Source organism: Rhizobium lentis, from assembly GCF_017352135.1.
Taxonomy (GTDB): Bacteria; Pseudomonadota; Alphaproteobacteria; order Rhizobiales; family Rhizobiaceae; genus Rhizobium; species Rhizobium lentis.
In genome coordinates this window covers 694005-708806 of record NZ_CP071455.1, presented here as the reverse complement: position 1 = coordinate 708806, position 14802 = coordinate 694005, and the positions used below count along the sequence as shown (strand labels likewise).

16 protein-coding genes are annotated in these 14802 nt (G+C 61.3%); 12 read left to right on the top strand and 4 right to left on the bottom strand.

Going from position 1 to position 14802, the window contains the following annotated elements; genetic code table 11:
- Positions 1–285: 285 nt before the first annotated feature.
- The gene (locus J0663_RS25560; protein WP_207245503.1) at positions 286–978 is read right to left on the bottom strand and encodes a GntR family transcriptional regulator; all 693 of its coding nucleotides are present in this window, start codon (positions 976–978) and stop codon (positions 286–288) included.
- A 335-nt stretch (positions 979–1313) separates the two neighbouring features.
- Between J0663_RS25560 and J0663_RS25555 the strand changes: the two genes are divergently transcribed.
- The 7 genes from J0663_RS25555 to J0663_RS25525 all read left to right on the top strand — a co-directional run bounded on the left by J0663_RS25555 (position 1314) and on the right by J0663_RS25525 (position 7875).
- Complete coding sequence (locus J0663_RS25555) at positions 1314–2441, top strand: BMP family ABC transporter substrate-binding protein (protein ID WP_207244796.1); 1128 nt, start codon at positions 1314–1316, stop codon at positions 2439–2441.
- Between the two features lie 20 nt (positions 2442–2461).
- The gene (locus J0663_RS25550) at positions 2462–3589 is read left to right on the top strand and encodes an ABC transporter permease (protein ID WP_207244795.1); all 1128 of its coding nucleotides are present in this window, start codon (positions 2462–2464) and stop codon (positions 3587–3589) included.
- Entirely contained in the window at positions 3589–4515 is a 927-nt protein-coding gene (locus J0663_RS25545; protein ID WP_207244794.1) for an ABC transporter permease, read from the top strand. Before J0663_RS25550 ends, J0663_RS25545 begins: the two co-directional genes overlap by 1 nt.
- A 103-nt stretch (positions 4516–4618) precedes the next feature.
- Positions 4619–5320 (top strand): biuret amidohydrolase, encoded by a 702-nt coding sequence (gene biuH / locus J0663_RS25540; protein WP_207244793.1) that lies wholly within the window; start codon positions 4619–4621, stop codon positions 5318–5320.
- Entirely contained in the window at positions 5317–6867 is a 1551-nt protein-coding gene (locus J0663_RS25535; RefSeq protein WP_207244792.1) for an ABC transporter ATP-binding protein, read from the top strand. The genes biuH and J0663_RS25535 overlap by 4 nt, the downstream gene beginning before the upstream one ends.
- Complete coding sequence (locus J0663_RS25530) at positions 6867–7535, top strand: cysteine hydrolase family protein (RefSeq protein ID WP_207244791.1); 669 nt, start codon at positions 6867–6869, stop codon at positions 7533–7535. Before J0663_RS25535 ends, J0663_RS25530 begins: the two co-directional genes overlap by 1 nt.
- Positions 7528–7875, top strand: coding sequence for a cupin domain-containing protein (locus J0663_RS25525; RefSeq protein ID WP_207244790.1), 348 nt, complete (start codon positions 7528–7530; stop codon positions 7873–7875). The genes J0663_RS25530 and J0663_RS25525 overlap by 8 nt, the downstream gene beginning before the upstream one ends.
- A 201-nt stretch (positions 7876–8076) precedes the next feature.
- Here the strand turns inward: J0663_RS25525 and J0663_RS25520 are convergent, their stop codons facing one another.
- From J0663_RS25520 to J0663_RS25510, 3 genes are read right to left on the bottom strand one after another with little or no spacing between them, the layout of a single operon-like run.
- On the bottom strand, positions 8077–8850 hold the full coding sequence (locus J0663_RS25520) for a slipin family protein (RefSeq protein ID WP_207244789.1): 774 nt from the start codon (positions 8848–8850) through the stop codon (positions 8077–8079).
- Positions 8847–10265 (bottom strand): NfeD family protein, encoded by a 1419-nt coding sequence (locus tag J0663_RS25515; RefSeq protein WP_207244788.1) that lies wholly within the window; start codon positions 10263–10265, stop codon positions 8847–8849. The genes J0663_RS25520 and J0663_RS25515 overlap by 4 nt, the downstream gene beginning before the upstream one ends.
- 5 nt (positions 10266–10270) lie before the next feature.
- A complete protein-coding gene (locus J0663_RS25510) occupies positions 10271–10465 on the bottom strand; it encodes a hypothetical protein (protein WP_207244787.1) in 195 nt (64 codons plus the stop codon).
- Positions 10466–10505: 40 nt separating this feature from the next.
- On the opposite strand from J0663_RS25510, the gene J0663_RS25505 reads away from it, so the two are divergent.
- From J0663_RS25505 to J0663_RS25485, 5 genes are read left to right on the top strand one after another with little or no spacing between them, the layout of a single operon-like run.
- A complete protein-coding gene (locus J0663_RS25505) occupies positions 10506–11006 on the top strand; it encodes an NADH-quinone oxidoreductase subunit J family protein (protein ID WP_207244786.1) in 501 nt (166 codons plus the stop codon).
- Positions 11006–11308: an NADH-quinone oxidoreductase subunit NuoK gene (gene nuoK / locus J0663_RS25500; RefSeq protein ID WP_207244785.1), complete on the top strand. Its 303-nt coding sequence runs from the start codon at positions 11006–11008 to the stop codon at positions 11306–11308. The genes J0663_RS25505 and nuoK overlap by 1 nt, the downstream gene beginning before the upstream one ends.
- 5 nt (positions 11309–11313) lie before the next feature.
- Complete coding sequence (locus J0663_RS25495) at positions 11314–12777, top strand: monovalent cation/H+ antiporter subunit D family protein (protein WP_207244784.1); 1464 nt, start codon at positions 11314–11316, stop codon at positions 12775–12777.
- Positions 12774–13028: a hypothetical protein gene (locus tag J0663_RS25490; protein WP_207244783.1), complete on the top strand. Its 255-nt coding sequence runs from the start codon at positions 12774–12776 to the stop codon at positions 13026–13028. Before J0663_RS25495 ends, J0663_RS25490 begins: the two co-directional genes overlap by 4 nt.
- A complete protein-coding gene (locus J0663_RS25485; RefSeq protein WP_207244782.1) occupies positions 13021–14796 on the top strand; it encodes a Na(+)/H(+) antiporter subunit D in 1776 nt (591 codons plus the stop codon). The genes J0663_RS25490 and J0663_RS25485 overlap by 8 nt, the downstream gene beginning before the upstream one ends.
- The last annotated feature ends 6 nt before the right edge of the window (positions 14797–14802 follow it).

Genomic DNA, 14802 nt, shown 5'->3' with positions numbered 1-14802 from the left:
AAGCGTCATCTCAAGAAAATCCTCGCGGCGATAATCGCAGGGCTCCAAGCGCGAAGCGACTCGCGACGGTTCGCTCCTGCAAGAAGGCGATCGTCATCGGCAACCCTGCCGCTGGGTCCCGTTCCCAATGGCGGTCCTCGCCCCGCTCGATCTCGGCTGCCGTTAGCCCGCGGTGCCCACGTCCCTGGAGGCCGCGCCAAAGCTCCTCCACGAACGGCACCATCTCATGAAGCCACAAAGGAGATCCGCATATGACGTGTCCTTTCGTCTAGCGGACGCCCGATTTCAGGCGTCACGCGCGCTCAGTTCCCCGGCGGTTGCAAACACCGCGCTGGCATCGCTGACAATTTCCACGTGGGAAAAAGCCGCCTGCGCAGCGGCGGCGCCGTCGGCTCGCATGATCGCGGTTACGATTCGGCCGTGCTCCTCATAGGATTTTGCCAGGCGCCCGGGCAGACGGAACTGAGCCCGCCGAAACGGCGCCAGGCGCGCCCGCGTCTGGATCACCATCTCGAAAATATGATCATTATGCGAGCCGCGATAGAGGCGGGTATGGAATTCGGTGTTGTACGCCGCATATTCCTCTTCCGCACCGGCATGCACGAGCCTCATCGAAGCCTTGTGCTCCAGTTCCAGCATGCGGCGCTCATCGACTGTCATGCGCTCGGCCGAGAGCCTGGCGCAGATCGCTTCGAGTTCCGCCATCGCCTCGAACATCGAGTGCAGATAGGTTTCGGAGACGTTGGTGACCACGGCGCTGCGGTTCGGCTCGCGATCGATGAGCCCCATCGCCCCGAGTTCACGAAGGGCTTCACGCACCGGAGTGCGCGACACTTCAAAACGAGCCGCCAGCGAGACTTCGTCAAGCTTCTCGCCGGGCAGCATCTGCCCAGTAACGATCATATCGGCAATCGCCCGCACCATCTGTTCGACGGTGGTGCCTGCCCTGATGATCTCTTTGCGCCTGACTTGCTTCAAGGAATGATTCTGCATCGTTGTGGTTGCATACACATGCCTGCTCGCACGAACAAAGTCAAACATCAGTACATCCAATTGATATAGCAGCTAAAAATGTTCTTTGTCATTGAAACATGCAGCGCCCTGAGATGACAAATGCCCGATTCCAGATTGTTTTGTAGGCTATGCATAATTTTTAGCCTACTTTCAGGATTAAATTGCATGCACTTCTGAGCATCTGCATCAGGAGTTCGAAATTTTATTCATGAAATCAATATTATAAAATCTGGCATAACCATTGCATACACTTTTTCGTAACCAATTGAAAACGGCAAGCCGCCGTAAGGAGCATTGCGATGACCAGACTCCTTTCCATGAAACGACGCCAGTTCCTCCAGGCTTCCGCCGCTGCCGCTCTCGTCGGCGCGGGGCCTGGTCTCCTCTCCTCGCGCGCATTTGCGCAGACCGCTCTTGCTGTCGGCTTCATCTATGTCGGTCCCAAAGATGACTATGGCTACAACCAGGCGCACGCCGAGGGGGCTGCCGCCGTCAAAGCGTTGCCTGGCATCACGGTCGTCGAAGAAGAAAACGTTCCCGAGACGGTGGATGTTCAGAAGACGATGGAATCGATGATCAATCTCGATGGCGCCACCCTGCTCTTCCCGACTTCCTTCGGTTATTTCGATCCGCACATGCTGGCCATGGCCGCCAAATATCCCGATGTCCAGTTCCGCCATTGCGGTGGACTCTGGCAGGAGGGCAAGAATCCGGCCAATACCGGCTCCTATTTCGGTTATATCTTCCAAGGCCAATATCTGAACGGCATCACCGCTGGCCATGCGACAAAGAGCAAGAAGATCGGTTTCGTCGCCGCCAAGCCGATTCCGCAGGTGCTGCAGAACATCAATGCCTTCCTGCTAGGTGCGCGCAGCGTCGATCCGACAATCACCTGCCAGGTGATTTTCACCGGCGAATGGTCGCTGGCGGTCAAGGAGGCGGAAGCCACCAACGCGCTGGTCGACCAGGGCGCCGATGTCATCACCTGCCATGTCGACAGCCCGAAGGTGGTGGTCGAAACCGCTGCCGGCCGAGGTGCCTTCGTCTGCGGCTACCACGCCAATCAGAGCCCGCTTGCGCCCGAGAAATACCTTACCGGCGCCGAATGGGCCTGGGGCAATGTCTATAGCGACTTCGTCAAGAAGGCCCAGGCCGGCGAAAAGCTCGGCAACTTCGTGCGCGGCGGCCTGAAGGACGGTTTCGTCAAGATGAGCGCCCTCGGCCCCGGTGTCCCCGAGGTGGGACGCAAGGCGTTCGAAGCGACACATGCCGAAATGATGAAGGGCGGCTTCTCGGTCTTCAAGGGACCGCTGAAGGATAACAAGGGCAGCACCGTCGTCACGGCCGAAAAGAGCTACGCGGAAGATGCGATCGAGCTCGAAAGCATGAACTACCTGGTTGAGGGTGTCGTCGGGTCCACGGCGTAAACCGCAACAGGGAGAAGCGCATGACCGTTCAGGCCAACGATCCCCCAATGACAGTCGCGGAAAAACCGGCTTCGCTGCGCCCCATGCTCGAATGGATCGCCCGGCGAACCGAACCTGTTGTCATCGGCCTGTCGGCCATCCTGATCGGGCTTGGGCTCTTCTCCCTCTTCATCCTGATGATCGGCAAATCGCCGGCCATGCTCTTCCAGCTAATGTATACCGGCGGCTTCGGCAGCTGGTTTTCGGTGCAGAACAGCTTAAGCCGTGCCGCACCCCTTCTCCTGACGGCACTCTGCGTCGCCCTGCCCGCCCGCCTCGGCCTCGTCATTATCGGCGGGGAAGGGGCGGTCGTGCTGGGCGGCGTTGCCGCAGCCGCAATGGCCATGCCGCTCGTCGGGACGGTCCCTGCCCTGCCCTCCCTTGTTCTCATGGCGATCGCCGCCATGGTGGTCGGCGGCGGCTGGATCGGCCTTGCCGGTTTCCTGCGCCACTACCGCGGCGTCAACGAAACGATCTCCTCGCTGCTGCTTTCCTATATCGCGATTGCCTTGATGAACCAGTTCGTCGAGGGGCCGCTGCGCGATCCGGCCAGCCTCAACAAACCCTCGACCAAGCCGCTGCCGGCGGACCACATGCTCGGCAATATTCCCGGTATGGATGTGCATTGGGGCCTCGCGATCGGCATCCTCGCCTGCATCCTCTCCTGGGTGCTGATCGAAGTGACGAGCTATGGTTTCGCCGCCCGCGTCGCTGGCGGTAACGTGCGCGCCGCCCAGATCCAGGGCTTGCCGGTCGGCAGGCTGATCGCCGGCTTCACCGCCATCGCCGGCAGCTTCGCGGGGCTTGCCGGCATGATCGAAGTCGTCGCCGTCCAGGGCAGCGCCAATGCCTCGCTGGCCGCAGGCTATGGCTATACCGGCATCCTCGTCGCCTTCCTCGCCCGCCACAATCCGCTGGCGATCATCCCTGTCGCGATCCTGCTCGGCGGCATCGATGCCTCGGGCGGCCTCATCCAGCGCCGCATGGGCCTGCCCGATGCCACCGTCCTAGTGCTGCAGGGCACGCTCTTCATCGTCATCCTCTTCTGCGAGACCTTCTACGGGCGCTTCAAGATCTTCAATCCCGACCTTTGGAAAAGGAGTTACTGATGGAAGAGACGGGCATCGGCATCTGGGGCGTGCCGCTGGCGATCCTGGCGGGCGCCATCCGCGTCTCCACCCCGTTCATCTTCGTCAGCCTTGGTGAGACGATCACCGAGCGCTCCGGTCGCATCAATCTCGGCCTGGAAGGCACACTCGTCTTCGGGGCGATGACGGCGTACGCCGTCGCCGTCATGACCAACTCGCCCTGGCTCGGCGTGCTCGCCGCCATGGCGACCGGCGCCATCTTCGGTCTCGTTCACGGCTGGATCTGCAAATGGCCGAAGGTGAACGACATCGCAATCGGCATTGCCATGATGCAGTTCGGCCTGGGCCTCGCCTTCTTCCTCGGTAAGTCCTTCATTCAGCCGGCAGCGCCGCATCTGCCGTCGATCCCCTTCGGCTTCTGGTCGAGCCTGCCGCAGATCCAGGCGGCGCTGAACATCAATGTGCTCTTCATCCTCGGTGCCCTACTTGCCTTCGGTCTCTGGTGGGCCTTCGGGAATACGCGGGTGGGTCTCATCCTGCGCGTCGTCGGCGACAGCACGGATGCGGCCCGCGCCATGGGCATCAACCCGGATCGCGTACGTCTGCTCGCCACCGCCCTCGGTGGTTCGTTGGCGGCGATCGGCGGAGCCTATCTCTCGCTCTACTATCCGGGATCTTGGAACGAGGGCATTTCCTCCGGCCAGGGCCTGATGGCCGTCGCACTTGTCATCTTCGCCCGCTGGAACCCGATCGGCTGCTTCCTCGCCGCCCTGCTGTTCGGCGGCGCGGGTGCGCTCGGGCCGGCGTTGCAATCGATCGGCATGACCCAGGGCTACTACCTCTTCTATGCGGCTCCTTACGTGCTCACCCTCATTATCATGATCGCGACCTCCTCGCCCACCCGTTCGCTTGCCGGTGCGCCGGGCGCGCTGTCGCTGACGAAATGAGGGGGCGGCAACCATATCCAGTCTCTGGGTACCGAGCCGGTCGAAGCGGTCGAACCGTGACGGCAGAAGCAATTAAACCTGCGGGTGAATAGGAGAAGAGACGATGGACGCCATGGCCGAGACCAAAGGACATTATATCGACGCTGACCCCTACCCCTGGCCTTATAACGGAGCCCTGCGGCCGGACAATACGGCCCTCATCATCATCGACATGCAGACGGATTTCTGCGGCAAGGGCGGCTATGTCGACCACATGGGTTATGACCTGTCGCTGGTCCAGGCACCCATCCAGCCCATCAGACGAGTTCTGGCCGCCATGCGCGCCAAGGGCTATCACATCATCCACACCCGCGAAGGTCATCGGCCCGATCTTGCCGACCTGCCGGCCAACAAGCGCTGGCGTTCACAGCGCATCGGCGCGGGCATCGGCGATCCGGGCCCCTGCGGGCGCATCCTCACACGCGGCGAACCCGGCTGGGACATCATTCCGGAGCTTTATCCGATCGAGGGCGAGATCATCATCGACAAACCGGGCAAGGGCTCCTTCTGCGCCACGGATCTGGAGCTGATCCTCAATCAGAAGCGCATCGAAAACATCATCCTGACCGGCATCACGACCGATGTCTGCGTTTCCACAACCATGCGCGAAGCCAACGACCGCGGCTTCGAATGCCTGCTTCTGGAAGACTGCTGCGGCGCGACCGACTACGGCAACCATCTCGCCGCCATCAAAATGGTGAAGATGCAGGGCGGCGTCTTCGGCTCCGTGTCCAATTCCGCAACGCTCGTGAGCGAGCTGCCATGAGCACGATCCGCGACACTCCGCTCCCTCACCCCGGCAAGGCCGTCGGCATCGATACGATCGACATGACGATGCGCTTCGGCAGTTTCACCGCCCTCGATCATGTCTCGATCAAGGTGCCCTCAGGCAGTTTCCACGCCCTGCTCGGCGAGAACGGCGCCGGCAAGTCTACGCTCGTCAAATGCATCATGGGCTTTTATCACGCCACAGCAGGTTCCCTCTCCGTCGACGGCCGCGAAGTGGCGATTGCCTCGCCCAAGGATGCGGCGAGCTACGGTCTCGGCATGGTCTATCAGCACTTCACGCTGGTCCCTTCGCTGACCGGCGCCGAAAACCTCGTCATCAGCCGTACGGAAGTTCCCGCCATCATCAACTGGGCCAAGGAGCGGACGGATCTTTCCGCCTTCATGGAGCGCATGCCCTTCAAGATCCCGCTCGACAGACCGGTGAGCGAGCTTGCCGCCGGCGAGAAGCAGAAGCTCGAAATCGTCAAGCAGCTCTATCTCGGCCGCTCCTTCCTCGTCCTCGACGAGCCGACCTCGGTGCTGACGCCGGCGGAAGCCGACGAGATGCTCGGCCTCGTGCGTGGGATGACCGAACGCGGCGAGCTGACGGTGCTGATGATCTCCCACAAATTCCACGAGGTGACGAAATTCGCCGATGCCGTCTCGATCCTGCGGCGCGGCAAGCTGGTCGGCACAGGCAAGGTTGGCGAGCTCTCCACCGCCGAAATGGCGGCGATGATGATCGGGGACGTCAAGCTCGCCGAGCTCGACACCCGCGTTCCCGTCTCCGAGAGCGCCGTGCCAGTGCTTGAGGTCGAGCAGGTGAAGGCGCCGGATCGCTCCGGGCTCAAAACCATCGAGATCGCTAATCTCACGGTCCGCTCCGGCGAGATCGTCGGCATTGCCGGCATCTCCGGCAATGGCCAGAAGGAACTGACGGAAATCCTTGCCGGCCAGCGGCCGACCGATGCCGGCCGCGTCAGCGTCAAAGGCGAAGCCTACGGCGCGACACGCCGCGAGACGCGCAAGAACAATGTCCGCTTTATCCCCGAGGAGCCGCTGCAGAACGCCTGTGCCCCGCGCATGACGGTCAGCGAGAATCTCGCCTTTCGGACCTTCGATCTGAAGACGGACGGCAAGGACGCGATCTGGCTGAACAAAGGCAAGATGAGGAAGCGCGCCTCGGCGCTGATTTCCGACTTCAAGGTGAAGACGGCCTCGTCTTCCTCGCCGATCGCAGCGCTTTCCGGCGGCAACGTGCAGCGCGCCGTGCTTGCCCGCGAACTCACAGGCAAGGTGGAACTGCTGATCGTCTCGAACCCGTGTTTCGGCCTCGATTTCTCGGCCGTCGCCGAAATCCGCGCCCGCATCATGAAAGCGCGCAATGCTGGCGCTGCGGTGTTGCTCCTCTCCGAGGACCTCGACGAGCTGCTCGAGATGTCCGATCGCATCATGGTCATTTCCGAAGGCAGGCTGGTCTACGAGACGCCGGCGCGCTCGGCCGATATCGGCGTGATCGGCGCCCATATGGCGGGGCATCACTGATGGCTAAGATCAAAGCAGAACCTTTCGCCTTCCCGGTGAAGCACGACCAGCTCGCCCTCATCGTCATCGACATGCAGCGCGATTTCGCCGAGCCCGGCGGTTTTGGCGCCAGCCTCGGCAACGATGTCAGCCGCATCACGAGGATCGTGCCCGCTGTCAAACGCCTCATCCAGGGTTTCCGTTACGCCGGGCTGCCGGTCATCCACACGATGGAATGCCACAAGCCCGATCTTTCGGATCTGCCGCCGGCCAAACGCGACCGCGGCAACCCCTCACTCAGGATCGGCGACAAAGGCCCGATGGGCCGCATCCTCATCGCCGGCGAGCCCGGCACGGCTATTCTGCCGGAACTTGCTCCGATCAAAGGCGAAGTGGTTATCGAAAAACCCGGCAAGGGCGCCTTCTATGCGACCGAACTCGGCGAAGTGCTGCAGCAGAAGGGCATCAAACAGCTGGTTTTCGCAGGTGTCACGACCGAAGTCTGCGTGCAGACAACCATGCGCGAGGCGAACGACCGCGGCTATGAGTGCCTGCTCGCCGAGGAGGCGACGGAAAGCTATTTTCCGGAGTTCAAAGCCGCAGCCATCGCCATGATCCGCGCTCAGGGCGCAATCGTCGGCTGGACGGCGCATGTCGACGACATATTGGAAAGCATTGCCCATGCCTGAAACCACTCGCGAACTGCTGACGTCAGGCGGCTGGAAGGATCTCGAATTCGGCCCGTTCCGCGACGAGGTGACAATCCATTGGATCCGACCTTTCGAGGGCGACCAGCCAGGCGTGGCGCTCCTGAAATACGAAGCCGGCGCCGGTGTTCCCCGCCATCGGCACGAGGGGCTGGAAACCATCCTCGTGCTCGACGGCGTGCAATCCGATGAAGCGGGCGATTACGGCCGCGGCAGCTACGTCGTCAACGCGCCCGGCACCGAACATTCGGTCTGGAGCGACACCGGCTGTGTCGTGCTCATCCAGTGGGACCGGCCAGTGAAAATACTGGACGAGAAATAGCATGAAGCCCAGGATATCGTCCGTCGATATAGCTCGCTATGTGATTTTGTCGGCTCGGATTTCAGACCGGCGGGCTCGACATCGCGCCCCATCATGATCGGCAGATCGTCATCCTTGAACGCGGCGCTTGAGCAGATTGGCCGATACCATATGGGTGAAACGGCGCTGTAGAGATGTGACATGCGCGGGACATGCCGTTGCTCATTCAGTTGGCTTGTCGGCCTTGCCGTTCAGGAGATGAATAAGTTCGATGGGGAACGGAAATACGATCGTCGAACTGTTTTCCCCGGCAATAACGTTCAGCGTGCTCAAGTAGCGCAGCTGCATTGACAATGGTTGTCTGGCCAGCATTTCAGCCGCCTCCACCAGCTTTGCCGCGGCCTGCTGCTCGCCCTCGGCATTTATGATTTTTGCGCGCCGCTCGCGTTCTGCCTCAGCTTGCCTGGCAATTGCACGGATCATCGATTCGTTGATGTCGACATGCTTGATCTCAACATTGGCCACTTTGATGCCCCAGGCATCTGTTTGGGCGTCGAGCATTCTCTGGATATCTTCGTTCAGCCTGTCGCGTTCCGCGAGCATCTCGTCGAGATCGTGCTTACCGAGCACCGAGCGCAACGTCGTTTGGGCAAGCTGGCTCGTGGCTGCCATGAAATCCTCGACTTGAATCACTGACTTCTCCGGATCGATGACCCTGAAGTAAATCACTGCGCTCACTCTAACCGAAACGTTGTCATGGGAGATGACGTCCTGGCTGGGGACGTCGAGCACGCGCGTGCGCAGGTCGACCCGCACCATTTGCTGCACGTAGGGAACAAGCAGGATCAATCCGGGGCCTTTCGCGCCGGTAAATCGGCCGAGTGTAAAGACGACGGCCCGCTGATACTCGCGCAGGATCTTGATCGCGCTCGCCAGGATGATCATCAACAGGACGACTGCGACGATATAGAAGATGAAACCTCCAATAATCGTCATCTGCGCTTCTCCTTGCTCTCTTGAGGCCCTCGGCTCTTGCGGGGATCACGGATGACCTCGAGGGTTAGCCCATCTCGGGCAATGACCGTCACGTCGTCTCCGTCCGTGAGCGGTTCGGCGGAGGCGGCGCTCCAGCGCTCTCCATGCGCGACAATGTAGCCGGTCGTGCCCGTCCAACTGGAGACTTTCCCTGAGATGCCGATCATCTGCTCCGCACCTGTCACCACGGCACGCCGGCGTGCGCCGAAAGCAAGGCGAACGACGATGAGGCTGAAGGCAAGGGCCGAAACGCCGATGCCAACCAGGACCTGTCGGCTCACTTTCAGATCGGGCACATCCGTATCGAAGAGAATGGTTGCGCCCAGGACGAGGGCGACCGCACCGCCGAGGCCGAGGACGCCGAATGTCGGTGCATGCGCCTCCGCAACCAAGAGAGCAACCGCAAGCACGATGAGGCCCACGCCGGCATAGCTGACAGGTAGCATTGCCAGGGCGTAGAGACCGAGCAGCAGGCATATGCCGCCGACTGTTCCAGGGATAACCGCTCCGGGCGTAAGAAACTCGAATATCAGGCCGTAAATGCCGACAATCATCAGAATGAGCGCGACATTCGGGTCGGCGATGACTGAAAGCAGGCGGGTTCTCCAGTCAGGCTCGATGCTCTGGACAGCGAGAGCAGTCGTATCAAGCCGGATGTCCGCTCCTCCTGCCCGTACCGTGCGACCGTTGGCTTTCGCCATCAGCTCATCGACGGTGGACGCGACGAAATCGATGACCCTTTCGCGTTCAGCCGCAGTTGATGAGAAGCTGGCTGCGTCGCGTACCGCCTTTTCCGCCCAGTCGGCGTTGCGATTGCGCAACTCGGCCAGCCCCCGAAGATAGGCAGCAGCGTCGTTCACTGCCTTTGCCTCTGCAGCGTTGCGCGACTGTCGCTCCTTGCTGTCGCCGTTCTGGCCGTTGTCTTGTCCGCTCCCACCGAGAGCAATGGGTGTTGCGGCGCCCAGATTAGTACCGGGCGCCATGGCGGCGATATGACTGGCATAGAGGATGTAAGTGCCGGCACTGGCCGCGCGGGCGCCGCTCGGAGCCACGTAGCTCGCGACCGGCACAGATGAGGCAAGGATTGCGCGAACGATGTCCCGCATCGACGTATCGAGACCGCCGGGCGTATCCATCTGCAGGACGATCAACGCCACTTTACGATCATTGGCAAGCTGGATGCCGCGTATCACATAGTCGGCGGACGCCGGGCTGACGGCGCCATTCAATCGCAGCAGTAAAGCGACGCGTTCCGAGCCCGCTGTCGGGGCGGCGGAAAACAGGAATGCTGAACCCCAGATCAATGCCAAAGCGAAAATACGGATTGCCTCTCGGCAAAACCTCCGGGGCCGCACGGTCACCCGATCAATATTCATAGACTCTAATATACGCCGGATTTACCAAAAGATAAGGCAGAAGTTTCTTCACCAGCCACGGCGATCTCAACGCGCATGTCGCCACATCCGGACTGGCCTGGTTTTGCTCCGCCGATGACAAAAATCTTGTGAAAAATCCGATAGTAGGGCACAATTTGCGAAGGCATCTGAAGTTGCGGCGCAAACTCAAATCCGGCCATCTCGCGCCGAGTGACAGTTCGCGCCGGAGGGTCGGCGTCGATGGATCAGGGGTTCTTTCTTCTGTTCGCTACGGTATCCGTGATCACGGCCCTGACGATGGTTCTGGTGCGCAATCCGGTTCACAGCGCATTGGCGTTGATGGCGTGTTTCCTGCAGGTCTCGGCAATCTTCGTCTTGCTCGAGGCACCGTTGCTCGCGGTCATCCAGATCTTCGTTTATGTCGGCGCGATCATGGTCCTGTTCCTGTTCGTGATCATGATGATCGATGTGCGCGAAGCGGTGTTGCAGCGGTTCTTGCCGGGCGGCAACCTCCCAGCTCTCGTTCTGCTCGCCCTGCTCGGGGTCGAGATGCTGGTGCTGGTGCTCTGGAGCGACCGCTTTTCGGTCACGGAGCCCGTCGCCATGGGCGGCGGCGATGACGTCAGGGAGCTCAGCACTGCCCTTTTCGCCGACTACCTCCTGCCGTTTGAAACCGCCTCCGTAATCCTGCTGGCGGCCTTGGTCGGCGCCATCATGCTGGCGCGGAAGGAGCAAGGGTGATGGTTCCGCTCTGGTGGTATATTGTGCTCGGAGTGGTCCTGTTCGTGATCGGAGCGGCGGGCGTGCTGCTCAGGCGCAATATTCTGGTCGTCCTGATGTCGCTGGAGCTGCTGCTCAACTCGGTCAACATCAATTTCATCGCTTTCGGGCGTTACCACGCCGATTTCCGTGGGCAGATCTTCGCGATCTTCGTCATCGCAATCACTGCGGCGGAAGTTGCCGTCGCCCTCGGTATCCTGGTCGCCCTCGTGAGGAATAAATCCACCATCAAGGTCGACGACATGACGGTGATGAAAGGATAGCGGCTTTGGACCCGGTTGTATCGATCCGGCCGTTGCTTGCCATCACCGTCGCCGGTCTGGCGGCCCTTACAGTTCTCCTTTTGAATAACCGCGAAAGACTTCGCGATCTGGTCTCGCCGTTGGCTGCGGTCGCCATGTTCGCGATTGTCGTGTCGATGGCCCCCACGGTGCTGGCGGGCGGGACGGTCGAATTGCGCCTCTTCGAGATTCTGCCGGGAATTGACTTTGCGTTCCGGGTCGATGCGCTCGGCATGGTGTTTGCTACCGTCTCGTCGCTGCTGTGGATCGTGGCGGCGATCTATTCCATCGGCTACATGCGGCATTTGAACGAGCATGCGCAGACCCGGTTCTTCGCCTGCTTCGCCAGCAGTCTTGCGGCTGCCGTCGGGGGTGCCTTCGCCGCCAATCTGTTTACTCTGGTGATCTTCTATGAAGTGCTCAGCCTCGTTACCTACCCGCTCGTCTACCACCACGAGGACGAAGAGGGATGGAGAGGCAGCCGCAAGTATCTCGTCTATCTGATGGGCGCCTCGAAAAGCGCGCTGCTCGCCGCATTGGCGCTGACCTACCATATTGCGGGGTCACTCGACTTTGTCGCGGGGGGGCTGCTGGCGGGCAGTGATGCCTCGGCGACGCTGCTGACGGTCGTCTATTTCTGCTATCTTTTCGGCTTCGCCAAGGCTGCCGTGATGCCGATGCACGCCTGGCTGCCCGCCGCGATGGTCGCGCCGACACCGGTCAGTGCGCTCTTGCATGCAGTGGCAGTGGTCAAGATGGGCGTGTTCTGCGTGCTGCGGGTGGTGTTCCATGTCTTCGGCACGGGGCTGTTGGGCGGGCTGGGCCTCGGCATCGCCACGGCCTATCTGGTTTCGTTCACGATCCTGATGGCGTCGGTATACGCCCTGACGCGGGACGACCTGAAGGCCAGGCTTGCCTATTCGACGGTCAGCCAGCTCTCCTACATCGTGCTCGGCGCGGTTCTGTTGTCGCCGGTCGCGATGGTCGGCGGGATCATTCACATCGCGGCTCACGCTTTCTCCAAAATCACGCTCTTTTTCTGCGCCGGGTCGATCTATTGCGCGTCGGGCAAGCGTAACATCAGCGACATGGCCGGCATAGGCCGCAGGCTGCCCTGGACGATGGGGGCATTCTTCATCGCCTCGCTCAGCATGATTGGAGTGCCGCCAACCGCGGGCTTCGTCAGCAAGTGGTATCTGGCGGAGGGCGCCGTGGCGGCGGGAGAGACCGCGTTCCTGATCGTGCTCCTGGTGAGCTCGGTCCTGAACGCCGCCTATTTCCTGCCGGTCAGCTATGCCGCCTTCTTCCAGGCCGAGAGGCAGGAGAGCCAGACGACGGTCCGTGAAATTCCGTTGGTCACGATTCCGCTGGTCGCAACGGCGATCCTGTCGGTGCTGATGGGCATTTTCCCGGGCTATTTTCTTACCCTGGCAGACGGAGTGATCCGATGATCAAGCGTGTCGTCGACTTCTTTGGTGACGAGCAATATGCGAGGCCGCGCCGCCGGCTGTTCTATCTCGTGCTCGTCCTGATCGTCGTCGCCGACTTTCTGGTCTTCCGCGAACACGCCGAATATCTGTGGGACAGCCTGCCGGGCTGGTCGGCCGTTTACGGCTTCGCCTCCTGCGTTCTGCTTATCTTCGTTTCCAAATTTCTCGGCCACCGGGTCGGGCTGATGCGGCGCGAGGATTATTATGACTGACTTCATCCATCCGGCTCTGCTCTTTATTCTTGGCGCCCTGCCGATCCCGTTCCTCAGCGGGTCGATCCGCAAGGCCTATCTGCTTCTGATCCCTGCGCTGGCGCTCCTTGCCGTGCTTGCGATGGAGCCGGGCAGCTATGGTGAAGCGCGGTTCATCGGGCAGGAGATCCTGATCGCGAAGGTGGACAAGCTCAGCATCGTCTTCGCGATCGTTTTCACCATCATGGCACTGATCGGCATGGTCTACGCGCTGCATCTGACGGATCCTGGCCAGCACGTGGCGGCATTCGTTTATGTCGGCAGCGCGCTTGGCGTCGTGTTTGCCGGTGACTACCTGACCCTCTACCTGTTCTGGGAGGGCATGGCATTCGCCTCCGCCTATCTGGTCTTCGTGCAGCGTGGTGGGCCGGCGATCCGGGCAGGCTTCCGCTATCTCATGGTCCATATCACCGGCGGCGTCGTCCTGCTCGGCGGCATCATTTCCCACGGGCTCGCCACCGGTTCACTGCTTTTCGGCCCGATCGCGGAGGGCCTCACCAACGGGGGAATGGGGGTCGGCGACTACCTGATCCTCATCGGCTTCATTCTCAACGCGGCCGTGCCGCCGCTCAATGCCTGGCTGACCGATGCCTATCCGGAGGCGACCGTCACCGGGGCGGTATTCATGAGTGCGTTTACCACCAAGACCGCCGTCTATGTGCTGGCGCGGGCGTTTCCGGGGACCGAGCTCCTTGTCTGGCTCGGCACCATCATGGCGCTCTACGGCGTCATCTACGCGGTACTGGAGAACGATTGCCGGCGGCTTCTCGCCTATCACATCGTCAGCCAGGTAGGTTATATGATCGCGGGTATCGGCATCGGGACGGAGATGGCGGTAAACGGATCCGCCAGCCACGCTTTCGCGCATATCCTCTACAAGGCGCTGCTATTCATGGGTGCCGGGGCCGTCATCTATGTCACCGGCCGACGCAAGCTCACCGAGCTCGGCGGGCTTTACAAGACCATGCCGCTGACCGTGGCGCTTTACATGGTCGGCGCCTTCGCGATCTCGGCATTCCCGTTCTTCTCGGGTTTCGTCACCAAATCGATGGTGATAGCGGCCGCGGGAGCCGATCACCGCGCACTGGTGGTGCTGGCGCTGACGATGGCATCGTCCGGGACGTTCCTGCACACCGGCCTAAAGCTTCCCTATTTCATGTTCTTCGGGACGGACCGGAAACTGGAGGCGCGGGAACCGCCGCGCAACATGCTGGTTGCCATGGGCATGGCGGCCGTGCTCTGCATTGCGATCGGGGTGTTCCCTCAGCCGCTTTATGCGCTTCTGCCCTATCCGGTGGATTTCGAACCCTATACGGGCTCGCATGTCATGGAGAGCCTTGGGCTGCTGATGTTCACCGCCCTGGGGTTCGTGCTGTTCCTCTGGGCGCTCGATCCCGAGAATACTATCAGCCTCGATACCGACTGGTTTTATCGCAAGGGTGCGCGGGCCTTCATGTGGCTAGCCGAAAGGCCGCTGGCGCGCTATGAGCAGGCGGTAAGCAACGTCTCCGAGACCGCGGCGCTGCCCTTGCTGCACGGCGCGGCGCGGGCAGGACTGCGGCTCGATCTTGCCGGCATCGATGCCGTCGTGAATGGCATTGCTCACTCGATCCTGAACGGGGGCGGGCGACTCAGGCGGCTCCAGACGGGTGTCGTGACCCATTACGTGCTGGCGATGCTCGTCGGTCTGATCGCGGCCACCGTCGTCTTCGTCGTGGCGTGGCGGTAGGGCGTG